We start from the raw sequence: 21,462 nt of genomic DNA, 5'->3' as shown, positions 1-21,462 counted from the left end.
ATGAAGGGTACCCGCCGGGTCCCCGGGGGCGCCCCGGTGAGGCGGTTTGCCGTCGCGGTCGTCGTGGCGTACCGCCGGGCTCCGGGGGACGCCCGGACGGCGTCCGCGGGCCGGCCGGGCGTTAGCGTTGTGCCATGAGCTACCGACCCCGCCGTTCCGTGCTGTACATGCCCGCCGCCAACGCCAGGGCCCTGGCCAAGGCGAGGACGATCGACTGCGACGCGATCATCCTCGACCTCGAGGACGCCGTCGCGCCTACCGCCAAGCCGGCGGCCCGCGAGGCCGCCTGCGAGGCCGTGCGCAGCGGGCGGTACGGGTACCGCGAGCTCGTCGTGCGGGTCAACGCGGTCGGCACCGCCTGGCACGAGGACGACCTCGCCGCCGTCTGCGCGGCCGGCCCCGACGCCATCGCCGTGCCGAAGGTCGACTCGGCCGAGCAGGTGCGCTCCCTGGTCGCCGCCATGGAGCGTCTCGGCGCGCCCGCCTCGACGAGGCTGTGGGCGATGGTCGAGACCCCGCGGGCGGTCCTCGACGCGGACAGGATCCTCGGTGCCTCCGAGCGCCTCGAGGTGGCCGTGCTCGGCACGAACGACCTCGTCAACGAGCTGCGCGCGGCCTGGACGCCCGGCCGGGCCCCGCTGGCCCATGCGCTCCAGGCGGTCGTCTGCGCGGCCCGCGCCAACGGCAGGGTCGTGCTCGACGGGGTCTACAACGACGTGCACGACCGCGAGGGCCTCGTCGCCGAGTGCGAGCAGGGCTTCGAGTGGGGCTTCGACGGCAAGACGCTCATCCACCCGAGCCAGGTGGACGTCGCCAACGAGATCTGGGCGCCCGACGAGACGGCGGTCGCCGAGGCCCGCGAGCTGATCGCCGCCTTCGACGAGGCCCTCGCGGCGGGCTCCGGCGTCGCCACCTTCCACGGTCGCATGATCGAGAACCTGCACGTCGAGGCCGCGCACCGCACCGTCGACATGTTCGAGGCCGTCAGGGGCCGCTGAGCCGGCTGTCCGCGCCCAGTCCGCGCCCGGTTCACGGTCGGCGCAGGGCGGCACGGTGGCCCCGCACGCCGTGTCGACTAAACTTGAGTCCGTCAGGCTTAGGTTTCGCCCCGGCGGGCGGACCGGTTCCAGAGACACGAGGAGGGCCCATGTCCATGATGGGTGGCACTGCTTCCGTCCCCGGCCGTGGCAATTCGCGCCTGCGGCTCCGCTCGCCTGCGTCCATCGCCGTCTACGACACCTACGAGGACGCCCAGCACGCCGTTGACTACTTGGCCGACAGGAACTTCCCGGTGCAGTTCCTGTCGATCGTCGGCACCGAGCTGAAGAGCATCGAGCGCATCACGGGCGGCCTCAGCTGGGGCCGGGTGCTCGCGAGCGCCGCGATGAACGGCCTGGTCTGGGGCGCCATGGCGGCGCTCCTGTTTTACTTCTTCGTGCCCAATGTGAGCATCGCCCTCGTCTTCCTCGGCGCCATCGTCGTGTTCGTCCTGGCCAACGTGCTCACCTCGGGCATCAGCTACGCCATGACCGCCGGGCGGCGCGACTTCACCTCGAGCTCCCAGATCGTCGCGACCCGCTACGAGGTCATCGGCGAGAACGAGGTGGCCGGCCAGGCCCGCCGGCTCCTGACGGGCGGGCGCCCCGCCCGGACGGTGCGCGGCTCACCCGTCGTGTCCCGGCCCGGCGCCGGCTGGCAGGACGCCGCGCAGGGCTCCGAGCCGAGCCCCGACTGGGCGCCTCCCCGGACGCCCCCGGCCGCTCCTGCGGATCGTCCAGCGCCGATGGGCGGGTCCTCCGCCCCGGACCAGGCGGCCCCGGGCGGGGCCGGCCCGGACCAGGCCCGGGGCGGGCAGTCGGAGACCGGCCCCGGCTTCTTCGACCCCGCCGATCGCGGCGGGGGCCCCGCCTGACCGGCGGGCCGGGTCACCGGCGGGCCGTCGAGCCCATCCAGGCCTCGACGGCGGCCGACTCGCGCGGCAGCCGGTCGCTGAGCACCGAGCAGCCGTCGGCGGTGATGACGATGTCGTCCTCGATGCGCACGCCGATGCCGCGCAGCGGCTCGGGCACGAGCAGATCGGACGACTTGAGGTAGATGCCCGGCTCCACGGTGATGACCATCCCCTCGGCGAGGGCGCCCCGGCGGTACTGCTCGTCGCGGGCGTGCGCGCAGTCGTGGACGTCCAGGCCCAGGTGGTGGCTCGTGCCGTGCACCATCCAGCGGCGCCACTGCCCGCCGCCGGTCGACAGGGCCTCGTCCACCGAGACGGGCAGGATGCCCCAGTCCCGGAAGGCCCGGACGAGCACCTCGACGGCGGCGCGGTGCACGTCGAGGAAGCCGGCGCCGGGCCGTGCCGCGGCCATACCGGCCCGCTGGGCGGCGAGGACCGTGTCGTGGACCAGGCGCTGGGCGTCCGTGAAGGCTCCGGTGACCGGCATCGTGCGGGTGATGTCGGCCGTGTAGAGCGAGTCCAGCTCGATGCCGGCGTCCATGAGGACGAGATCGCCGGGGCGCACCGGACCGTCGTTGCGCACCCAGTGCAGGGTGTTGGCGTGCTCGCCCGCCGCGACGATCGAGTCGTAGCCGACGGCGTTGCCCTCGGTGCGGGCGTGCATGCCGAAGACTCCCTCGAGCAGCCGCTCGCCGCGGCGGTGGGCGACCGCGCGGTCGAGGTGGGCGACGACGTCGGTGAAGGCGTCGGCGCTGACCCGGCTGGCCTCGCGCAGCTGGCCGAGCTCCCAGTCGTCCTTGACCATGCGCAGCTCGTCGGCCGCGGTGACCAGCTCGTCGTCGGCCCGCGGATCGGCGCCGCGGGACCCGTCGACGAGCGCGGTGACCGCGGGGTCCGCCTCGCGGATGACGCGGACCGGGGCGTCGGCGCGCTCGAGGAGTGCCGGCAGCCGGTCGATGCTCTCCGTGCGCATGCCGCACAGCGACGACATCTCCGCCGGGGACTCCCGGGCGCCGACCCACATCTCGCCGTAGCGGGGGTCGGAGTAGAACTCCGGGTCGGTGCGCGGCACGCGCGGGTGGAAGAGCAGCACGCCCTCGCCGTCGGGCTCGATGACGAGCACCGCGTCGGGCTCGCGGTCGGAGCCCAGCCCGCTGAGGTGCGCGAAGGCCGAGTGCGGCCGATAGGGGAAGTCGCAGTCGTTGTTGCGTCGCTGGAGGCCGCCTGCCGGGACGACGAGGCGCTCGCCGGGAAACCGCGCCGACAGGGCCGCGCGGTGGGCCGTGGCGCTGGGTACCGACGCCAGCCGGGCCGGGGGCTCGGCGGGGTAGGGTGCCCAGTCCGCCGCGATGAACTCCTTGAACGCCTCCGAGTACGGCGACCCGCCCCGGGGGGTGTCCGTCCCTTCCCTGTTCATGCTCACCTCCATGGTTCTGAGCGTCGGTTCGACCAGTGCCGATGGTAGGCCGGTCGCGCCGACGACGGGCCGGGCGCCCGGGGCGCCGTGGTCAGGGGCCGTACGGGGTGAAGCCGGCCGGCCACTCGACGGGCCCGTCGCCCAGGACGGCGAGCGCCGCGACCGCGTCGGGGAAGGGGCGCCAGTGCGCCAGCCGCACGTCGGCCCGCCGCAGGGTGTCGTTGACGGGCAGCCCGGGGTCGGACAGGAAACCGGTGCCGCGCGCCTTCAGGAGGGCCTCCTTGGCCGTCCACAGGCGCAGGGCGTCGGCGTCCGTGCCGCGGGCCGCCCACCAGTCGCGCTCGGCGTCGGTGAACACCGAGGTGAGGGCGCGGACGTCCACGGCGCTGTCCCGCCCCTGGGTGTCGACCCCCACCACGGCCCGGGCGAGCACGGCGACCACGGCGTTGTCGTGGCTGATCGAGGCCCGCCATCCCGCCAGCCCGGTCGTCGGCCCGCCCCGCCCGTCGGCGCGCTCGTGCAGGATGACGGGCCCCGTCGTCCCGAGGAGGCCCCGTTCGGCGGCCGCGCGTCCGGCATCGGCGATGAGCTTCCGGGCGGTCACCATGCGCGCCCGGTCGATCTCGCGGCGCAGGCGGTGCAGACGGGCCAGCGTCGGCGGGTCGAGCAGCGCGGTGAGTTCGGGGCGGTCCCAGTCGGTCAGCGGACGGGACCAGACGATGACGGCCGCGGGGGTGTCGAGGACGACGAGCCCGGGGGCCGGTCCGTCACCGTCCATCGCTCTCCGATCCGTCGCCGAAGGTGCCCAGCGGGGCCAGTCTAGGGGGCGTCCGGGACCGTCGTGACGCGCGCACCCGCCGCGCGCCCGGCTAGGCTTGGCCCATGCTCGCCGATCCCGTTGCACAGCGTCGACTGCTCGATGTGGCCGCCCTCGACATGAAGGCCGTGCACCTGCGGCACAGGGCGGCGAACCTCCCCGAGGACGAGGAGCTCCGCGGGCTCCAGGCCGAGCGCGTCGCGCTGACCGAGCGCATCACCGAGGCCGACACCCGCCGAGGCGACGTCCAGATGGAGCTCGACCGCATCGACCGCGACCTCGAGACGGTCAAGGTCCGCCAGAAGCGCGACCAGGGGCGCGCCGACTCGGGCGAGGTCGTCGACCAGCGGGCACTGCAGTCCCTGCTCGCCGAGATCGAGCACCTGACCGGACGCATCAACGACCTCGAGGAGACCGAGCTCGAGGCCATGCAGGCCGTCGAGGACGCCACGGCGGCGCGCGACGAGTTCGTCGCCCGGCGCACCGGCATCGAGGAGCGGATGCGTGAGCTGCTGGCCAGTCGCAAGAGCGCCAGGGCCGAGATCGCCGAGCAGGCCGAGCGGCTGGCCGCCGAGCGGAGGGCGGTCCGCGAGCGGTTGCCCGCCGAGCTGCTGGCGCTGTACGACCGGATCGCCGGCCGCAGCGGCTCCAGCGGCGCCGCCGAGTTGCGCGCCCGGCGCTGCGGAGGCTGCGGGCTCGAGATCGACCCGACCGAGCTGCATGCCATCGCCGCCGCCGCGCCGGACGCCATCGTGCGCTGCGAGGAGTGCGGGCGCATCCTCGTCCGCACCGACGAGTCCGGGCTGTGACCCGGCGGGTGCACGGACCCGGCGCGCGCCCGCGCTAGTCTGTCCACGGACGAGTCGGCCGGACGGTCGCGGCGCCCAGGCGCTGAGGAAAGTCCGGGCTCCACAGGGCAGGGTGATGGACAACATCCACCCGGGGCGACCCGCGGGACAGTGCCACAGAGAACAGACCGCCCGAGCGATCGGGCAAGGGTGAAACGGCGGTGCAAGAGACCACCGCATCGCAGGCGACTGCGATGGCACGGCAAACCCCACCCGGAGCAAGACCAAGAAGGATGCCCCCGGCATCCGCGCAGGCGTCCGAGGGCTGCCCGCCCGAGCCTGCGGGTAGGTCGCGCGCCCGTCGCGGAAGCGGCGGGGGAAGGACGCCGGCAACGGCGTTCGCAGATGGATGACCGTCGGCTGCGTGCAGTCACAGAACCCGGCTTACAGGCCGGCTCGTCCGCTCCTCCGGATGAAGCATGACCGAGCGTGCGGAGCCGCACCCGCCGTCCGGAGTCGCCTGTGGCGGAGGCGGTGCGCGCCACGATCGGTGATGACCCTTAGGTTGTTTCCCTGATTCCTCCCCAGTTGTTTTATGCTGAGACTCGGCAGAGATGCCGCAGCAGCCACGGCCATCGCTGTCGGGGATGCACAAGTCCCCTGTAGCTCAGCTCTTGTGGTTCGAAGGAGAGCTGTCACCAATGAACGGACGTCGCCTCGCCGCTGCATCTGCGACGATGCTCGCGCTCACCGGGTGCAGTGCCGGCTCCCTCATCCCCGGGGCCTCACCGTCACCGACACCCGAAGTCACCTACGACAGCGTCACAGAGCTCCGCGATGCCGCCGTGGAGGACGGATACGACTGCCCCGACTGGCGGCAGACCAACGTCGTGAAGAACGCGGCACAGTCAGGGAACTGCTCCAGTGCGGACGTCTTCTCCATCTACCTGTCAGAAGAAGACGCGCAGCAGACCATCGACGGTGTGAAGTCGCTCGGTACCGAGGTTCACGTGCTGACTGGTGGGAACTGGATCATCAACGCTCCCACTGCTGAGTTGTCCTCCCTCAAGGAGGCGCTGGGTGGGACGATCGTCCAGTACTCGGGGACCGTGAGGCTTATTCACAGCGCCTGTGGATGACACTGTGACCAGGGGCGACGATCGCGATCTGGCCCTCCATGAATAAGCCTTCATGAACCGCCCCCGAGGGGGAGGTGCGGACCCTGCTCGCACAGGCCGGCTCGTCCGCCCCGCGGCGCGTGCTCGGCGACCGTTCGTCACCGGGTGGCACCATGGTGTGGTGGCAGATCAGGGTTCCGGGAGCGGGTACGAGCCGAGTCTCGGTTGTCTCACGTCCATGGCCGTCAGGATCCTCCTGCTGGTCGGCCTCGTCCTCGGGGGCCTGTCCTTCCTGCTGCTCTTCGTGCTGGCCCTGCTCTTCATGCTGGCCGCCAGCTACCAGACGGACGGGACCGGCACGTTCAACGACATGATCCTGTGGATCCTCGAGCGCGTCTTCCTCGACGGCCTCGATCCGCGGATGTCGCTCGGGGCCATGTTCGGCAAGGCCCTGTGGACCGGCATGTGCTCCCTCGGGCTCCTCCCCCTGGGCCTGGCGCTCCTGGCGCGCCAGGTCACCCGCCAGCTCTGGGAGGAGCCGCGGCACCATGTCCTCCGGCTCGTCGGCCTGGGCCTGTCCCTGCTGATCCTGGTCAACCCGGTCGGCCTCGTGCATGCGGGCCTGCCGTTCGGCCTCAGCCTCCAGGCCCTCACCTGGGGCCCGGCGTTCGTCCTCATCGGGAGCTGCCTCGACCGACAGCTGTTCGGCGCCGAGAAGCCGGTGTGGATGCGGTCGTGGTTCCGGGCCGGGAAGGGCTCTCCCGTCCCGGCCGGGCCCGTGCCCGCGGGCACGGGCCCGGTTCCTCAGCCCATGCCGATGGGGGCTCCCGGCCCCGTGCCGGCGCCCGTGGGACGCCCCCTCCCGCCGGCGCCCATGGCGCCGCCGCCCGGGCCCGCGCCGATCGGCCCGCCCGGGCAGTACCCCGCCCGAACGGGCCAGCAGGCCATGCCGCCGGCCCCTCACGGCGGCCGGCCCCTGCCGTACCCGCCGCCCACCTGGCCTCCGATGACCGGGCCGAATCCGCGCTGACGAGGCACGACGGCGCAGGAGGGCGGGACCCGGCGGGCTGATCGTCCGGGCCGGTCGGCTCAGTGGATGCCCGACAGGTCGATGCCGGCGGGATCGCCGCCCAGGATCGGTTCGCCGCTGCTGGGCAGGGTGAGGATCTCGGCGCCGGTCTCGGTGATCACCAGCGTCTGCTCGAACTGGGCGCAGCGCGAGCCGTCCTCGGTCACGACGGTCCAGCCGTCGTCCCACTGCTGGGTGCGGGCGCTGCCGATGGTGAGCATCGGCTCGATCGTCAGGGTCATGCCCGGCGCCATCGTTCGGTCGTAGCGCGGCTCGTCGTAGTGGAAGATGATGAGCCCCGAGTGGAAGGCGGTGTGCACGCCGTGGCCGGTGTACTCGCGCACCACGTCGTAGGCGAAGCGCCGGGCGTACCTCTCGATGACGCGGCCGATGACCGAGACCGAGCGACCGGGCTTGCAGGCCTTGATGGCGCGGTACATCGACGCGCGGGTCACCTCGGACAGCTTCCGCGACTGCTCGTCGACCTCGCCGACGTAGAAGGTGGCGCAGTTGTCGCCGTGCACTCCCTCGGCGTAGGCGGTGACGTCGAGCTTGATGATGTCGCCGTCCTCGAGCGGGCGCTTGTCAGGGATGCCGTGGCAGATGACCTCGTTGACGCTCGTGCAGATGCTCTTGGGGAAGCCCCGGTAGTCCAGGCTGGCCGGCCAGGCGTGGTGGTCGCACATGAACTCGTGGGCGACCGCGTCGAGCTCGTCGGTGGTGACCCCGGGGGCGATCCGGGCCGCGGCCACGAGGATGGCGTCCGCGGCGATGCGGCCGGCGACGCGCATCCTCTCGACGACCTCATCGCTCTGGATGTCGGAGCCCTCGTAGTCCTCCGGCTCCATCCTCCCGACGTAGGGGGGGCGGACGATGCCCGCGGGAACGGGACGCGTCGGGCTCTGAGGATACGGCTTCATGGCAGTCACGGGCCCAAGTCTAGGACCGGGCCCCGTCGCCGGACGCCCGGCTGCGGGTCCCGTCAGGAGACGACCTTCAGTCCGGCGATGCAGTCGCGCACCTTCTTGTCGCGGGCGGAGTCGCCGATCGTGACGCTGGAGATGAAGACCCCGAAGTGGTCGTCCGAGCCGACGTCGACGACGTAGACGTCCACGACGTCGCCCTCGACCTGCGGCAGATTGCTCATCGTGACGTAGACCTCGGCCTGCATGTGCCAGGCCTGGTGGCCGTTGACGGTGGTCGCCTCGTCGACGAGGTCCTTGCGGCCCGTGTAGCCCGAGTAGTAGCCGCTGGAGGCGTAGCACTCCATGGTCTGGTGGGCCGAGACGGTCGGGTCGGTGAAACCGTCGGTGGCGTTGAGGGCGCCCACGCTGACGTTCGACATCCACCCCGGGTAGACGTCGTCGATGAGCGTGTGGAGGTCGGAGACCCAGTCGAGGTAGAAGGACGGGCTGTTGTCCCAGCCCGAGATGTCCGGGGCCTGGAGCCCGCCGCCGGCGATGCCCTTGGAGGGCTGGTTCGTCTGCGTGCTGACGGTGGTGACGGGGCAGCGCTGGCTGGACTGGTGGGAGCTGGGCGTCGGCGTGGGGGTGCTCGTCTCGTCCCAGGCGGACTCGGTGGGTGCGGCGGAGTTGGTGTCCTCGGGGACGTCGCCTCCGGTGCCCTGGCCGCCGCGGGTCAGGACGATGACGACGACGAGGGCGACGGCGGCGAGGATCGCGATGATGGCGACGACGAACCCCCTGCCCCCGCCGCTCCTCCCGGCGCCGCCGGCCGCGGTCGGGGCCTCCCCCGGCGGGGGCGTGGCCGCGGGGTCCGTCGTCGTCGTCTCGGACCATGCCTGGCCGTCCCAGTAGCGATACCTGCCGGGCGTGCCGGCGGGGTCCGGATACCAACCGGGGCTGGGCATGCGGTCTCCTCGGGGACGATGAGTCGGCGGGCGGGCTCCCGAGCCCGGCCGCCGACCGGGACGGTGGACGGTGACTCGCCTTGGAGTTTATCGCCCGTGGTCCGGCCCGCCCGGCGCCGTACGGCCGGCACTGGCAGACTAGGGGTCATGGATCGCCAAACCGAGTTCGTCCTGCGCACCGTCGAGGAACGCAATGTGAAGTTCATCCGACTGTGGTTCTCCGACGTGCAGGGCTTCCTGAAGTCCGTGGCGATGGCCCCGGCCGAACTCGAGAGCGCCTTCGACGAGGGCACCGGCTTCGACGGCTCGGCGATCGAGGGCTACGCGCGCGTCTACGAGTCCGACATGATCGCGCACCCCGACCCGTCCACCTTCCAGTTGCTGCCCTGGCGCACGCACGCCAACACGGCCCGCATGTTCTGCGACATCTCCATGCCCGACGGCTCACCGGCGATGGCCGACCCGCGGCACGTGCTCGAGCGGGCCCTGGGCAGGGCCGCCGACAGGGGGTTCACCTTCTACTGCCATCCCGAGATCGAGTTCTTCCTCATCGAGAAACTGCGTCAGGGCGAATACGAGCCCAAGCCGCTCGACAACGCCGGCTACTTCGACCACACCACCATGGACGACGGCACCGACTTCCGCCGCGACGCCGTCATGATGCTCGAGCAGATGGGCATCTCGGTCGAGTTCAGCCACCACGAGAGCGCCCCCGGCCAGCACGAGATCGACCTGCGCTACGCCGACGCCCTGTCGATGGCCGACAACATCATGACCTTCCGCGTCGTCGTGCGCGAGATCGCCGCGAGTCAGGGCATCCAGGCGTCCTTCATGCCGAAACCGTTCACGGACGCGGCCGGCTCCGGGATGCACACCCACATGAGCCTGTTCGAGGGCGACCGCAACGCCTTCTTCGACGCCGCCGACGAGGTGCGCCTGTCGCGCACCGGACGCCACTTCGTGGCCGGCCTGCTGGCCCACGCCCGCGAGATCACGGCCGTGACGAACCAGTTCGTCAACTCGTACAAGCGCCTGTGGGGCGGCGGAGAGGCGCCGGCCTACGTCTGCTGGGGCCGGAACAACCGCTCCGCCCTCGTGCGGGTGCCGCTGTTCAAGCCGAACAAGCAGTCCAGCGCCCGCATCGAGTACCGCGCCATCGACTCCTCGTGCAACCCCTATCTCACCTACGCGCTGCTCCTCAACGCCGGGCTTGACGGCATCGAGCGCGAGCTGCCGCTGCCCGACGAGGCCGAGGACGACGTGTGGGCCCTGTCCCACAAGGAGCGCCACGCGCTCGGCATCGCGCCGCTGCCGCGCAGTCTCGACGAGGCGATCGAGGCCATGGAGTCCAGCGAGCTCGTCGCCGAGACCCTCGGCGAGCACGTCTTCGACTACTTCCTGCGCAACAAGCGCGCCGAGTACGTCGAGTACGCCCAGCAGGTCACCCCGTGGGAGCTCAGGCGGGGCATCGGCCGCATCTGAGGGTGAGGAAGGAGTCGGCCATGATGTTCGTCTGCTCCCGCTGCGGGGCCCATGAACCGTCCGCCACGCGCGCGCCCCGCTGCCGCTGCGGCGGCTTGTGGGGTCTCGAGCACGAGCACCCGCCGTTCGACCCCGCCGCGGTCGACCGGCGCGAGTGGAGCATGTTCCGCTACCGGGCCTTCATGGAACTCGACGACGACGCCACATGGCAGTCCGTCACCATGGGCGAGGGCATGACGCCGATCATCGACTTCGACGACGACCTCGCGCTGAAGATGGACTACCTCATGCCCACCGGCTCGTTCAAGGACCGAGGGGCGGCCGCGCTCATCGCGCACTGCGTCTCGATCGGGGTGGACCGCGTCGTCCAGGACTCCAGCGGCAACGCCGGGCACGCCGTGGCCGCCTACTGCGCCCGGGCCGGCATCGGCTGCGAGATCTTCGTCCCGCAGGGCACCTCACCGAAGAAGATCGACCTGATCCGGGCCAGCGGCGCCGCCGTCAACGTCGTGCCCGGCAGCCGCGACCACTGCGCCGACGTCTGCCGCGCGAAGGTCGCGGCCGAGGGCGTCTACTACGCCAACCACGTCTACAACCCGGTCTTCTACGAGGGCACGAAGACCTTCGCCTACGAGATCTGGGAGCAGCTGGGGCGCATCCCGGCGAACATCCTCGTGCCGGTGGGCAACGGCACCCTGTTCCTCGGGCTCGTGAAGGGCCTGGAGGAGCTGCTGGACGCCGGGCTCATCGAGGCGATGCCGCAGATCATCGCCGTGCAGGCCGCCGGCTGCGATCCGCTGCTGCGCGCGGCCGAGGCCGGGGCCTCGCAGCCTGCGGCGGTCACGCCCGAACCCACCCTCGCCGAGGGCATCGCCATCGGGGCGCCGATGCGCGGCGCGCAGATCCTCGCCTGCGCCCGCAGATACGGCGTGCGTTTCGTCCACGCCCCCGAGGACGAGATCCTGCCCGCCCGGGCGGCGCTCGATGCCCGGGGCGTCCACTGCGAGCACACGACGGCCGCGAACCTGGCCGCCTACTGGCAGTACTGCCGCCAGTGGGGCCCAACCCCGGACTGCCTGACCACCATGTGCGGGGCCGGCCTCAAGTCCGACCACTGACCCGCTCCGGGCGCTCAGGCGTTGACCGTCCTCGGGTCAGCGCGGACTGACGACCGGCAGCATCCGTGCGACCTCGGCGGCGTGCACGCCCGAGACGCGCAGCAGGTGCTTCTCGTGCGCCCGCTCCCACGTGAGGGCGCCCGTGCACAGGGCCCAGAAGGTGTCCGGGTCGGTCTCGACGACGTTCGGCGGGGTGCCGCGGTGATGCACCGGCCCGCCGCCGGGCGCCCTCAGCTGCACGGCCGTCGTCGGGGGCACCCGCAGTTCGATGCTCAGACCGCCGAAGCGCTCGCCGAGCACCTGGGAGCAGGCGCGCAGGGCCTGCGCCGCGCCCGCCCGGTCCGGGACGACGCCGCAGCGGTCGGCGAGCAGGCGCGCCTCGATCGTGAGCGCCCGGACGACGTCGACCAGCCGCACCGGGCCCTCCTCGGTGCCGACGGTGCCGCACCCGGCTCCTTCCAGGGCCCGCTCGCAGGCGTCGATCGCCTCGTCGGCACGGACGGCGAGACGATCCGGGTCCGTGCCGGCCATGAGCCCCCGTACGCGGCCGGCGCGGGCGGCACGGGTGCGCTCCCGGGCCTCGAGGTGGTCGGCGAGCGGCATCGCGGCGGCCCGCAGGGGGCTGGCGGCGGCCGCCGCCAGTTCGTCGGCGGCCAGCGTCAGCTCGGCGAGGGCACGCGGGTCGTCGCAGACCGCGGCCCGCAGCGCCCGCAGCAGCGCCACGCAGGTGCCGGCCGCCCTCCGTGCGGCGGTCTCGGAGCGAGCCGTCATGGTGTCCTCCTTCCGCTGCCCGTGTCGATGGTGCCCATCGGGGCCTGCTGACGGCATTGAGGCTACCCGCTGCTCCATCCGCCGCCGGCCATGCGGGATGGTCATGGGGCCTTGCAGCCGATGTCCATGGCGCTGTGCGCGCGGATCGCGGCGAGATCTGCGGCGAGAGCCTCCGCCTGATCGGACAGCAGGCAAGTCGTGGTCACTCGGATGGCGGGTTCGCTGTTGATTCTGAACAGTGAGCCTGGTGCGACGCTCCAGTGCTTGGCGAGCAGGTCCGTGCACAGACGCGCCTCGTCATCGGTCGGTATCCACACATGGAGCCCCGTGGTGTTCGTCCCGGTGACCGGGATCCCGTGTCTGCGGAGCGTCTGAAGAAAGATGTGTCGTCTTCTGTCATAGGTGCGTGCGGCATTCCTGAGGGCGTGGAGCGTGTGCTGGCCCGTCATGAGGGAGAGGACGAGTTCCTGCATGGTCCGAGGAATCCAGCCCGACGTGATGAGCAGCGTTCTGTCCAAGCGGTCGGCGGTCACAGGATCAGCCGACAGGGCCGCGAACCTCAGATCCGGACCGTGACTCTTGGACAACGACCGGATGCAGGCCCACCGGGTCGTGATGCCGGTCAGTGTCCTCAGCGGTGCACTGGTCAGATACGCGAGGTAGTCGTCCTCGATGACCAGCAGGTCCGGATGCTCGGAGATGATGGCGTGCAGCGCCGCATGGCGCTGCGGTGTCGTCCCGACCCCTGTGGGGTTCTGCGAGCGTGCGGTGATGATGACGGCCTTCGCGCCTGCTCGGATCGCCTGACGGAGCGATTCCGGGGAGATCCCCTCATCGTCGAGCGCGATGGGGGTCTTCCTCATGCCGAGAAGATCCACGAGGAGATGCGCGTGCGGGTATCCCGGATCCTCCACTGCGACGGCATCGCCTTGGGAGAGGGCCGATCTCAGGAGTCCTCCGACCGCTTCCATGGCTCCGTGGGTGAAGACGATGTGCTCGGCGGTCACATCATCAGCGGCGAATCCCTGTCTGAAGAGCTCTTCCAGTTCGGCCAGCCGAGTTGCGCTGTCCGGGCGGGCAGGAAGGGACACGGGCGTGTCATGGAGCGCAGGCAGGAGGGTGTAATCGGGATGGCCGCTGGACAGGTCCACTGACTCTGCGGGTCGGTCGATCGTCAGACGGCTGGGCGGATGGGCCCGGGCCGTGGACACGAAAGTTCCGCGCCGGCCCTCCGTGACGAGGAGACCGCGCTGGCGCAGGTCGCGGATGGCTGCTGAGACCGTCACAGGGCTCAGGTCCGCGAGCGATGCGAGCTCACGCACGGCGGGGAGCCGCTCGCCCGGCTGGCACTGGCCAGTGGCGATCGCGTCCTCGATGAGATGGACCAATTGTCGAGCGGAACGGATGCTGGTACTGTCAAGGGCGAACACGGATTGTATTGTATCAGATTTTATCTGATCTGTCACAGTATGGGGGGACATGGTGTTCGAGATGGACGTGGTGCTGGATGCACCGCTCGCTGCCGACTGCCTCTCAGAGGCCGCCTACTGGCTCTACTTCGCGAGTCCTAACATCGCTCGCTTCTACATTGATCCAGTCGAGCGTCGGCGTGTGCATGTCTGGAGCCTCGCAGAGAATGAGGAATCCGAGATCGATCGAAAGGTGAGGATGACGCTGGCACGGTTCGCTCAGTCGACAAATGTCATTGATGCGGTGCCACGACGTGTTGGGATCGAGTCGTCAGGTGAAGATGTGAGGGGGGCTGACCCGGCGGGTGCGGCGGATGCAGGGTTAGTACGACGACTCGGCCTCGCGGACACGGAGATCGGAGAATTGATGACGGCACTCGCAAGAGGATTCGATGATGAGTTTCGCCGTCTTGGAACAAGTATGGGGGCCTGTGAACGTGAATACTCGACGTTGCTGCCCATCGAGTTTTTCGAGAAGTGTCATTACTTCGACGCTTTTCCGCAGAACATCATGTATCCGACGATGATGCAGACGGATGTGGATGCTGCTGAAAAATTCAGCGACTACACGGTGAATCATCGTGGTCGGCCGCCGCGTGATTATTCTGGTTTTCAGGAACGTACGCATGTCCTCGCGCCAGCGGCGTGTTTCCATGTTTACATGGCGAATGAAGAAAAAACTTTGGAGGGCAACACTCTTGTGACCACGCGTGGTACCTGCTATCGGTACGAAGGGCGTAATGCGTCGACGTTGGAGCGTCTCTGGGACTTTCAAATGCGAGAAATTGTTTACTTGGGTTCGCGTCAGTTCGTTCGTGACTGTCGAGACGAGACACAGGAACGTGTTCTCCGACTAGTCGAACAGTGGGGCTTGAGCGGGGTCGTCGAAGCTGGCCATGATCCCTTCTTCCTCCGCGGTGAGCGTCCTGAGTGCGAGCTCGACCCGGACGCGAAGTTTGAGCTTCGCCTTGATCTGCCCTATCGGGATGCAGATTCAGCCTGTGCATCGTTCAACATCAGCGGGACTTTCTTCGGTTCGACTTCGAACATCATGTTGAGTGATGGTGGAACCGCATGGACAGGTTGTACGGCTTTCGGACTGGAGCGATGGGCATGGGCGGCTGTCATGCAGCACGGCACGAATCCTGCACGCTGGCCGCACGGATTGCGCGCTGTGCTGGAAGGAGCCCGCTGACGATGAGTGCTGTGAATGCAGGAAGCCAGCTGTCTGGAGACGTTCTTGTCGAGATTCGATCAAGCTCGTCCGTCTCAGTGAGGGTCATCAGTCCGCTCGGTGACCAGGCCGAACGACTGATTCGTGAACTGGTCAACGAGACTTTGACTCAGCGGGGCATTGATAATGTTCGGATCAAGATTCTTGATAACGCAGCGTCGGAATGGGCTGTGAGAGCACGGCTTGCCACAGCCTTCAGGCGTTGGAGGGAGCAGGGGGCTCCTCATGACTGACCACGTCATCTCTTTATATGTCTCAGCCACGAAGCCGGGGTACATTGAGCATGCACTGACAGTATCTGTCGACGAAGTTGTTGTCGATTTGGAAGACTCTGTGCCAAGTGACGAAAAAGATAGCGCACGAGATGTTGCCAGAGAGTTCCTGCGGGCTCATCCAGGCGTCGAGAATCTCATAATTCGGGTGAATCAACCTCGTGGTACTGCTCTGTATGATGACCTGAGTGCACTTGTTCCGCTCGGTTTGCGTGCGATTCGTCTTCCGGGGGCGCGGAGATTTGAGGATGTATCGCGATTCTTTTCGTGGACAAAGGAATTCGTGGATCAAAGTTCTGTCCGACTAGAATTGATGATCGAGAACAGGGAGATTTTTAGTGATATCACAAGGATTGTCGAAACTTTTCCGCAGGTGAAGGCACTGACATTTGGTGGTGGAGACTATCTGGCTGACATCAAAAGTGAGTCCCTTGAGTCCTTGTGGGAGGCGAAACGTCAGTTGGTCGCTGTTGCCCGTGAATGTGGACTGCCCGCATATGACACTGTATTCTCCGATTATCATTCGCGAGATCTCGTGTTCGGTGACGCATTGAGAGCCGCGAGTCTTGGTTTTCATGGGAAGAGTGTTATCCACCCTGCGCAGATTCCTGTTACGCGCGAGGCATTTTCCGACGCCTGTTCGTAGACGCTGCGCAAGGACCGGCTTCATGTGTGTCCTGTCCAAGAGGGGGCATTCTCTCCACTTGAGGCGATGCAGGGTGCGAGGGTAAGACTAAGTGAGGACATTCTGTGGGGTGGGGGCGATGGTTTTACCGTCATGGACCAGAAGAACCTATCGAACTCCACAGAGTCCTCGTGGTCGGCCCTTCACCGGTTCGGGTGATTTGTGGCGGGGCTCCTCTCAGGCGGGTCGTGGAGTATTTGGTTTCCCAGAAGCACTCAGGGTGTGTCAATGGATACCTCGGGCAAGGGGCTGCGGGTGTCTTGACCTACAAGCAATGACACCTACGAGAAGGCGTTTTATTGATGGCTGTTACGAATGAAATCAGAACTGGTGACCGGTGAAGTGGGCATATGATCACGAGTTGAAACGACGTGACTGCGTCTCGCGGAAGATTCGCGATATGGGGAGGCAACCAGGAGCGGGTGTTCTGGTTGTTGGCCGGCGAGTGCCTCACGGCGCGCTTCCGTCGCCAATCATCGACTCTTTTTGCCTTCGTGTTGTGAGAGCCATGCGCTGTCGACTCGATGGTGAATATGGGGCTGTTCACCGGGTCTGTGGCACGTACATCTTGCAGTTTTCGCCTGGACCGTTGGAGACGAAACGGATGGCAGTGCGTTTGGAGCAGGACCTATGGTATGGTTTCTTGGTCGATGTGGATGTTTATGATGGTGTCATTCCTGTCACCAGGCATTCTCTTGGTCTTCCTCCTCGTTCCTGCTATGTGTGTGGGTCACCGTCAAAAGAGTGCGTGGTGAAGAGCAGGCACTCTCGTCCGAGAACAATAGTCAAAATATGGATCTCCCTGATTGGAAGAGCGATTCTTCATAGGGCGCGTCCGAATGGGAAGATGCGAGGAGAGAACAGTAGTGAGTCCTAGGCGTGTGGTTGGAACAAGTCAGCAGGACATCAGTCTGGCGGCTGAGGCCCTTGTGCGCGGTGAAGTAGTGATATCCCCGACGGATACGCACTACACGTTGCTTGCTTCTCCTGCGCAGGAAGCTGGGTCCGCCCGAATATATGAGATCAAGAAACGGGACTCAGATTTTCCGTTGACGATCTTCTTGTCCGGCCCGGGTTTGTTGGATCAAGTTGCGCTCGTGGATGATCGCGTAAAAGCTCTGGCGGAAGATCTGTGGCCTGGAGGGCTTACGCTTATTCTTCCCAAGCGTCGTTCGAAAGTTCCTGATTATATCACGGCGGGATTGCCTACCGTGGCCGTTGCCTGTCATCGAAATCCAGTATTTGTAGAATTGTTGCAAAAAATCGGCGGCTGGGGTGTTTGTACTTCAGCGAATCTGTCAGGTCAGGGTGAGCAGTTGGTCACGTTCCGTCAGGCGGCTGATCAGCTAGGGGATAAGGTTTCTCTGATGGTTGACGGAGGCCCTGCGGTTTCTGATTCTGGTAATACCATTGTCGACCTCACTGGACGAACCCCACTGCTTGTCAGGGCCGGTCGGATCGCGCTGACGGATGTGCGGAAACACCTTCCGGATCTGGTTGACCGAACGAAAGACTACAAAACAAGGCTCAAGCGTCGGCAGCAGAGCGTTGCAACTTGGCACCCGACTCTTGCTGGAATGACGGCGCTGGTCACTGGGGCTGCGCGTGGACGTGGTTCTGAGCTTGTACGCGTTCTTGCTCAGTCAGGCGTGCGCACATTGGTCACGGACAAGAGCGAAACCGGAGAATCAGTGGCAGAGGAACTGATTGCTCAAGACTTCGATGTGGAGTTCCGTGTGCTGGATGCGACGGATCCTGTGCAGTGGGGTGATGCCGTGAAACATGTTCTGAAAAAGTGGGGGGGATTGGATCTACTTATAAATAACGCAGGGTATTTTGAGTCAAGGCAGCTTGATGAGGTTGACCGGCACGATTGGCAGCTCAGTTTTGCTGTCAATACATCGGCCGCCTTCTATGGAATTCGTGCTGCTGCGCCATACATGGGGATGCATTCATCGATCGTGAATGTTTCATCAGTGTTCGGGAAAATCAGTCGCCCTTATACGGGAGTGGCGTATGAGACCAGCAAGGGGGCACTGTTGCCTTTAACGCGTTCGGCGGCTCGTCATTTGGCTTCCAGCGGCATACGAGTGAATGCCGTTTGCCCTGGACTCATCCGTACGCCGATGACTGAGGATCTGTTCGTTGCGGGGAATCATGATGTTCTTGCTGGCATACCGCTGGGGAGAGCAGTTGATATTTTTGATATCATCGATGCTGTTTGTTTTCTCGCATCCCCGTTGAGCAGTTACGTGACTGGGACAGCCCTTCATGTTGATGGTGGTTTGCTCTGCTTATGAGCCTGTCAACATCAATGGCCACCGATGAGTCGGCTGAGTTCCTCGCTGAGGATATTGTTTATGCGCTTGCCGCGGAAGCCGCTGCAGAGTCAAAGCCAGGACTTGTCACAGCGTCACAAACGGCCAGCCACACGGATATGGATGTCTTCACGCTTCTGCGTAGCGCGTGCAGTCTTCGAGATACTTTTCGCGATGCGGCTTTGCTGTGCGCAAACCTTGATGTGGGGCAGGCTATAAATTCTTGCTCAAGCTTGTTCGCAGAACTACGTAGCATTGGGAAATATGGCGAACAGGTGATGTTCAGGGTCACTGGTGGAGTCAATACCCACAAAGGAGGAATTTTTCTCGGAGTTCTCTTGGCGGCTGCTGCGCGGATTGTTGTGGATCGTGAGCCTTTCCTCAATCCTTCGCAAGTATGTCTTGTGGCGCGGCAATTGGCGTTTCCTGCTCTGCTTTCTGACATGATCTTCTCCGATGATGACAGTGACTCCGTTGATCATCTATCGGGTGGGTTGAGAGCTTGGAGGATGTTCGGTGTGCAGGGGATCCGCGGAGAAGTAATCTCGGGTTTCTCCAGTGTGTTGAACAATGGAATTCCTGCTCTTGAGCTATCATTAAATCGTGGTGTGCGCATCGGGGCGGCTTTGACGCATACGTTGATTTCTCTCATGGCCGTGGTGCAGGATTCGACGGTTCTCAACCGTGTCAATGATCCTAAGAGGCTAGCTCTCGTGCAGGATCGTGCAAATGACATTTTGGCCAATGGAAGTATTTTCACGAAGCGAGGGAAACGACTCATCCGACGTGCAAATGGTGAGTTTACTCGATTGCGGATCAGTCCGGGGGGAGCGGCTGATCTCACTGCGGTCAGCCTGTATCTTCATTTGTGGTCGAGTCATGGCCGTGTGGCTTGCAAGAAGAATTATTCTTCTCTATGCGAGGGAGTCGATGGCCAATCTTTCTGGATCTGACCCTCTTCTTGGGCTGTCATCATGAAATAATCAAGGGGGGAAGAGGTTCAGGGGCTCACCACAGAATTGGTGCGCTTCCGTGTCGCTCGAGGATCTATTCATGGAGGCTCGGCGGAAAAACATGGTCCCCAGTGGTAGCCAGGTCTACTGTTGTTGTGAACAATCTTCTAGAAGTGTGTCCGCAAGGGATGTGGAGCCCATCCGTCGATGACGGAGACAAGTTTTCAGAGCTTTGACTGAAATGGAAATGACGTAAAATAAAATCGGTGGTTTCTTGGCGTTTTCCATGGGAGCGGATTCTTCTGTCAGAGAGTAGAGGCAAGATGACAGGACTTCTTTTTGTGCTCGTTGGTGCCTTCCTGTCCATTTTTGATCAGTTCGTGATAAACGTGTCTGCCTATCAGATAGGTCGGGATCTTGGCGCATCGTCAGTGCAGTTGGAGGCGGTGATCAGTGGTTATGCCTTCGTGTACGGGCTGGGGCTGATCACGGGAGGCAGGATCGGTGACAGGTTCGGCCGACGCAGAGTGTACCGGACTGGGCTGATGATGTTTGCGATGACCTCTCTGTGCTGTGGCTTGGCGGGGACCGCGACCCAAATGGTTGCGGCGCGCCTTGGCCAGGGGCTGTCGGGGGCAGTCATGGTCCCGCAGGTCCTGGCCCTGATCAGGGTGAATTATCTTGGGGAGGAACGCACACGGGCGCTGTCCTGGTTCGGGATTTCGTTGGGTCTCGGTCAGGTCATGGGACAGGTCTTCGGTGGCATGATCCCGAGTCTCGATGTCCTGGGTCTGGGCTGGCGGCCGATTTTCCTGATCAATGTTCCGGTGTGCTTGCTCGCTTGGCTGGGGTGTGGGCGCTGGCTGGTCCACGACCAAGGAGCGCCCGCGGTGAGGATGGACACACTCGGTGTGATACTTTTCGCGGCTTCGGTTGTGCTGCTCTTCGTCCCCCTGCTCGACCCGACCCGGCTGGAACGGTTTCCTGCGGGGGTCGTGCTGCTTGCGGCGGGGGGAACGTTCATCGGGCTGTTCATATATCACGAACATGCTGCAGCCGTGAGAGGATCGGTGCCGCTCATACCCTACCGGCTCTTCAAGTCGTCCGGGTTCGTGCTCGGTGTTTTCCTGAACGGTGCCCTGTACATAGGAATAATTCCTTTCTTCTTCCTTCTGGGGCTTTACTTCCAGTCCATCGTGCATCTCACCTCTTGGCAGTCCGGGTTGTTCTTCGTCCCGATCGGCATCGGGTTCGTCGTGGCCTCAGTGCTCGGTCCCGGGATCATGCGTGCGATCAGTGCTCCTCTGGTGCTCGTTGCCGGCTCCGCAACCAGTGCTGCGGGACTCGGAATCGTCATGGTCCTGGTGTCCCTCGGTGCTGCCCGTGGCTGGGCGTTTCTCGCACCGCTGTTCGTGTTCGGATTCGGGAACGGCTCCATTCTTCCCATCGTGACCGGAGTCGTGCTGCGTCATCTTCCGGTGCGGGACGCGGGGGCGGGCTCGGCGATCCTCACCACCGCCCAGCAGCTGTTCGGGGCGGTCGGTGTCGCCATCACTGGATCCATGATGTCGAACGCCGGCACGCTTGGGGCCACTCCCTCCGACTACGTCGAAGCGCTCTTCTTCCAGGAAATTTCGATCCTTGCTGCACTGGCGTTCGCTGCCATGCTGCTCAGATCGCAATCCAGGAGTCGTGATCCGGTCGACGGAGGAACGGGATGACGGTACGATCCTGCTGATTCGCCGGCCGTCTCCACAGGATCCGTCGAGACTCGTTCACCGGGGAGCTGACCAGATTCCTTTCTGTCGTTGGGCCGTTCTTGGGCATGAGGAACGAGTGTCTCCGGCGGTCCGTCCGACCCCGATCGGTGATCATTCGTCCTTGGCGGTCTCGCGCAGGTGGCACTTCGATCGCTGGACCGTCCCCGTGGCCACCGACAAGGTGATGGGCGGAGAGAACATACCGGCCAGACGGCCGCGCGGATCCAGCGGTGGCCGATGGTCCAACCGGGAGAGGCCATTGGCATCACGGCGGGCACGACGGATTCGTGCCAGTGATCCGGGGCCGTGCCTCCGTCCGAGGTCGCCACCCGCCCCGGCACCTCCCTCCACTAGGCTCGGTGCTGACCAC

Annotated in this window: 20 protein-coding genes and 1 other RNA gene; 15 read left to right on the top strand and 6 right to left on the bottom strand. The window is 65.9% G+C overall.

The genetic code is table 11. The features are described 5' to 3' along the window. The first annotated feature begins 134 nt into the window (after positions 1 to 134). Positions 135 to 998: an HpcH/HpaI aldolase/citrate lyase family protein gene (locus K336_RS0104780; protein WP_028706427.1), complete on the top strand. Its 864-nt coding sequence runs from the start codon at positions 135 to 137 to the stop codon at positions 996 to 998. A 149-nt stretch (positions 999 to 1,147) separates the two neighbouring features. After that, the gene (locus K336_RS16835; protein WP_051245413.1) at positions 1,148 to 1,912 is read left to right on the top strand and encodes a YflT domain-containing protein; all 765 of its coding nucleotides are present in this window, start codon (positions 1,148 to 1,150) and stop codon (positions 1,910 to 1,912) included. Positions 1,913 to 1,925: 13 nt separating this feature from the next. Here K336_RS16835 and K336_RS0104770 read toward each other — a convergent pair whose 3' ends face one another. Continuing rightward, entirely contained in the window at positions 1,926 to 3,368 is a 1,443-nt protein-coding gene (locus K336_RS0104770) for an aminopeptidase P family protein (RefSeq protein WP_051245419.1), read from the bottom strand. Between the two features lie 91 nt (positions 3,369 to 3,459). Further along, positions 3,460 to 4,146: a 4'-phosphopantetheinyl transferase family protein gene (locus K336_RS16830; RefSeq protein WP_021797247.1), complete on the bottom strand. Its 687-nt coding sequence runs from the start codon at positions 4,144 to 4,146 to the stop codon at positions 3,460 to 3,462. A gap of 104 nt (positions 4,147 to 4,250) precedes the next feature. On the opposite strand from K336_RS16830, the gene K336_RS0104760 reads away from it, so the two are divergent. The 4 genes from K336_RS0104760 to K336_RS14495 all read left to right on the top strand — a co-directional run bounded on the left by K336_RS0104760 (position 4,251) and on the right by K336_RS14495 (position 7,121). Further along, on the top strand, positions 4,251 to 4,994 hold the full coding sequence (locus K336_RS0104760; protein WP_028706425.1) for a zinc ribbon domain-containing protein: 744 nt from the start codon (positions 4,251 to 4,253) through the stop codon (positions 4,992 to 4,994). Positions 4,995 to 5,044: 50 nt separating this feature from the next. Beyond that, positions 5,045 to 5,436: RNase P RNA component class A (gene rnpB, locus K336_RS16845), an RNA gene on the top strand. Positions 5,437 to 5,674: 238 nt separating this feature from the next. Further along, entirely contained in the window at positions 5,675 to 6,112 is a 438-nt protein-coding gene (locus tag K336_RS0104755) for a hypothetical protein (RefSeq protein ID WP_021797246.1), read from the top strand. Between the two features lie 217 nt (positions 6,113 to 6,329). Further along, positions 6,330 to 7,121 carry a hypothetical protein gene (locus tag K336_RS14495; RefSeq protein ID WP_043150307.1) on the top strand — a complete coding sequence of 264 codons (792 nt, stop codon included), beginning with the start codon at positions 6,330 to 6,332 and terminating at the stop codon, positions 7,119 to 7,121. A 59-nt stretch (positions 7,122 to 7,180) separates the two neighbouring features. Here K336_RS14495 and map read toward each other — a convergent pair whose 3' ends face one another. After that, the gene (map, locus tag K336_RS14490; RefSeq protein ID WP_043150306.1) at positions 7,181 to 8,089 is read right to left on the bottom strand and encodes a type I methionyl aminopeptidase; all 909 of its coding nucleotides are present in this window, start codon (positions 8,087 to 8,089) and stop codon (positions 7,181 to 7,183) included. 53 nt (positions 8,090 to 8,142) lie between these two features. Continuing rightward, the gene (locus tag K336_RS17535; protein WP_081660594.1) at positions 8,143 to 9,030 is read right to left on the bottom strand and encodes a DUF2510 domain-containing protein; all 888 of its coding nucleotides are present in this window, start codon (positions 9,028 to 9,030) and stop codon (positions 8,143 to 8,145) included. A gap of 147 nt (positions 9,031 to 9,177) precedes the next feature. Here K336_RS17535 and glnA point away from each other — a divergent pair, with 147 nt between their 5' ends. Together glnA and K336_RS0104725 are read left to right on the top strand one after the other, a co-directional pair. Then, a complete protein-coding gene (gene glnA, locus K336_RS0104730; RefSeq protein WP_028706423.1) occupies positions 9,178 to 10,512 on the top strand; it encodes a type I glutamate--ammonia ligase in 1,335 nt (444 codons plus the stop codon). Between the two features lie 20 nt (positions 10,513 to 10,532). After that, positions 10,533 to 11,630, top strand: a complete 1,098-nt coding sequence (locus tag K336_RS0104725; RefSeq protein ID WP_028706422.1) for a threonine synthase — start codon at positions 10,533 to 10,535, stop codon at positions 11,628 to 11,630. Between the two features lie 36 nt (positions 11,631 to 11,666). Here the strand turns inward: K336_RS0104725 and K336_RS0104720 are convergent, their stop codons facing one another. Both K336_RS0104720 and K336_RS14480 read right to left on the bottom strand, forming a co-directional pair. Further along, positions 11,667 to 12,401: a sterol carrier family protein gene (locus K336_RS0104720; protein WP_028706421.1), complete on the bottom strand. Its 735-nt coding sequence runs from the start codon at positions 12,399 to 12,401 to the stop codon at positions 11,667 to 11,669. A gap of 101 nt (positions 12,402 to 12,502) precedes the next feature. After that, positions 12,503 to 13,831 (bottom strand): aminotransferase class I/II-fold pyridoxal phosphate-dependent enzyme, encoded by a 1,329-nt coding sequence (locus K336_RS14480; protein WP_021798591.1) that lies wholly within the window; start codon positions 13,829 to 13,831, stop codon positions 12,503 to 12,505. Between the two features lie 49 nt (positions 13,832 to 13,880). On the opposite strand from K336_RS14480, the gene K336_RS18940 reads away from it, so the two are divergent. The 7 genes from K336_RS18940 to K336_RS14470 all read left to right on the top strand — a co-directional run bounded on the left by K336_RS18940 (position 13,881) and on the right by K336_RS14470 (position 21,053). Then, entirely contained in the window at positions 13,881 to 15,065 is a 1,185-nt protein-coding gene (locus K336_RS18940; RefSeq protein ID WP_162142562.1) for a hypothetical protein, read from the top strand. Then, positions 14,978 to 15,337, top strand: coding sequence for a hypothetical protein (locus K336_RS20105; protein WP_411431118.1), 360 nt, complete (start codon positions 14,978 to 14,980; stop codon positions 15,335 to 15,337). The genes K336_RS18940 and K336_RS20105 overlap by 88 nt, the downstream gene beginning before the upstream one ends. After that, positions 15,330 to 16,022, top strand: a complete 693-nt coding sequence (locus tag K336_RS17525; RefSeq protein WP_081660591.1) for an HpcH/HpaI aldolase/citrate lyase family protein — start codon at positions 15,330 to 15,332, stop codon at positions 16,020 to 16,022. Before K336_RS20105 ends, K336_RS17525 begins: the two co-directional genes overlap by 8 nt. A gap of 439 nt (positions 16,023 to 16,461) precedes the next feature. Continuing rightward, positions 16,462 to 16,938, top strand: coding sequence for a citrate lyase holo-[acyl-carrier protein] synthase (locus K336_RS20100; protein WP_081660590.1), 477 nt, complete (start codon positions 16,462 to 16,464; stop codon positions 16,936 to 16,938). After that, on the top strand, positions 16,928 to 18,361 hold the full coding sequence (locus K336_RS17515) for an L-threonylcarbamoyladenylate synthase (RefSeq protein ID WP_162142559.1): 1,434 nt from the start codon (positions 16,928 to 16,930) through the stop codon (positions 18,359 to 18,361). The genes K336_RS20100 and K336_RS17515 overlap by 11 nt, the downstream gene beginning before the upstream one ends. Positions 18,362 to 18,375: 14 nt before the next feature. After that, the gene (locus K336_RS17510; protein ID WP_162142558.1) at positions 18,376 to 19,332 is read left to right on the top strand and encodes a triphosphoribosyl-dephospho-CoA synthase; all 957 of its coding nucleotides are present in this window, start codon (positions 18,376 to 18,378) and stop codon (positions 19,330 to 19,332) included. A gap of 323 nt (positions 19,333 to 19,655) precedes the next feature. Then, the gene (locus K336_RS14470) at positions 19,656 to 21,053 is read left to right on the top strand and encodes an MFS transporter (RefSeq protein WP_081660587.1); all 1,398 of its coding nucleotides are present in this window, start codon (positions 19,656 to 19,658) and stop codon (positions 21,051 to 21,053) included. The last annotated feature ends 409 nt before the right edge of the window (positions 21,054 to 21,462 follow it).

It is taken from the genome of Propionibacterium acidifaciens DSM 21887, from assembly GCF_000426605.1.
In the GTDB taxonomy this organism is placed as follows: domain Bacteria; phylum Actinomycetota; class Actinomycetes; order Propionibacteriales; family Propionibacteriaceae; genus Propionibacterium; species Propionibacterium acidifaciens.
This window is presented reverse-complemented; position numbering and strand designations above follow the sequence as displayed.

Bases quoted from the DNA above. Each gene is read 5' to 3' on its own strand.
- K336_RS0104780 (WP_028706427.1), top strand. From the start codon at position 135: ATGAGCTACCGACCCCGCCGTTCCGTGCTGTACATGCCCGCCGCCAAC.
- K336_RS16835 (WP_051245413.1), top strand. From the start codon at position 1,148: ATGTCCATGATGGGTGGCACTGCTTCCGTCCCCGGCCGTGGCAATTCG.
- K336_RS0104770 (WP_051245419.1), bottom strand. From the start codon at position 3,368: ATGAACAGGGAAGGGACGGACACCCCCCGGGGCGGGTCGCCGTACTCG.
- K336_RS16830 (WP_021797247.1), bottom strand. From the start codon at position 4,146: ATGGACGGTGACGGACCGGCCCCCGGGCTCGTCGTCCTCGACACCCCC.
- K336_RS0104760 (WP_028706425.1), top strand. From the start codon at position 4,251: ATGCTCGCCGATCCCGTTGCACAGCGTCGACTGCTCGATGTGGCCGCC.
- K336_RS0104755 (WP_021797246.1), top strand. From the start codon at position 5,675: ATGAACGGACGTCGCCTCGCCGCTGCATCTGCGACGATGCTCGCGCTC.
- K336_RS14495 (WP_043150307.1), top strand. From the start codon at position 6,330: ATGGCCGTCAGGATCCTCCTGCTGGTCGGCCTCGTCCTCGGGGGCCTG.
- K336_RS17535 (WP_081660594.1), bottom strand. From the start codon at position 9,030: ATGCCCAGCCCCGGTTGGTATCCGGACCCCGCCGGCACGCCCGGCAGG.
- glnA (WP_028706423.1), top strand. From the start codon at position 9,178: ATGGATCGCCAAACCGAGTTCGTCCTGCGCACCGTCGAGGAACGCAAT.
- K336_RS0104725 (WP_028706422.1), top strand. From the start codon at position 10,533: ATGATGTTCGTCTGCTCCCGCTGCGGGGCCCATGAACCGTCCGCCACG.
- K336_RS0104720 (WP_028706421.1), bottom strand. From the start codon at position 12,401: ATGACGGCTCGCTCCGAGACCGCCGCACGGAGGGCGGCCGGCACCTGC.
- K336_RS18940 (WP_162142562.1), top strand. From the start codon at position 13,881: ATGGTGTTCGAGATGGACGTGGTGCTGGATGCACCGCTCGCTGCCGAC.
- K336_RS20105 (WP_411431118.1), top strand. From the start codon at position 14,978: ATGGGCATGGGCGGCTGTCATGCAGCACGGCACGAATCCTGCACGCTG.
- K336_RS17525 (WP_081660591.1), top strand. From the start codon at position 15,330: ATGACTGACCACGTCATCTCTTTATATGTCTCAGCCACGAAGCCGGGG.
- K336_RS20100 (WP_081660590.1), top strand. From the start codon at position 16,462: ATGGGGAGGCAACCAGGAGCGGGTGTTCTGGTTGTTGGCCGGCGAGTG.
- K336_RS17510 (WP_162142558.1), top strand. From the start codon at position 18,376: ATGGCCACCGATGAGTCGGCTGAGTTCCTCGCTGAGGATATTGTTTAT.
- K336_RS14470 (WP_081660587.1), top strand. From the start codon at position 19,656: ATGACAGGACTTCTTTTTGTGCTCGTTGGTGCCTTCCTGTCCATTTTT.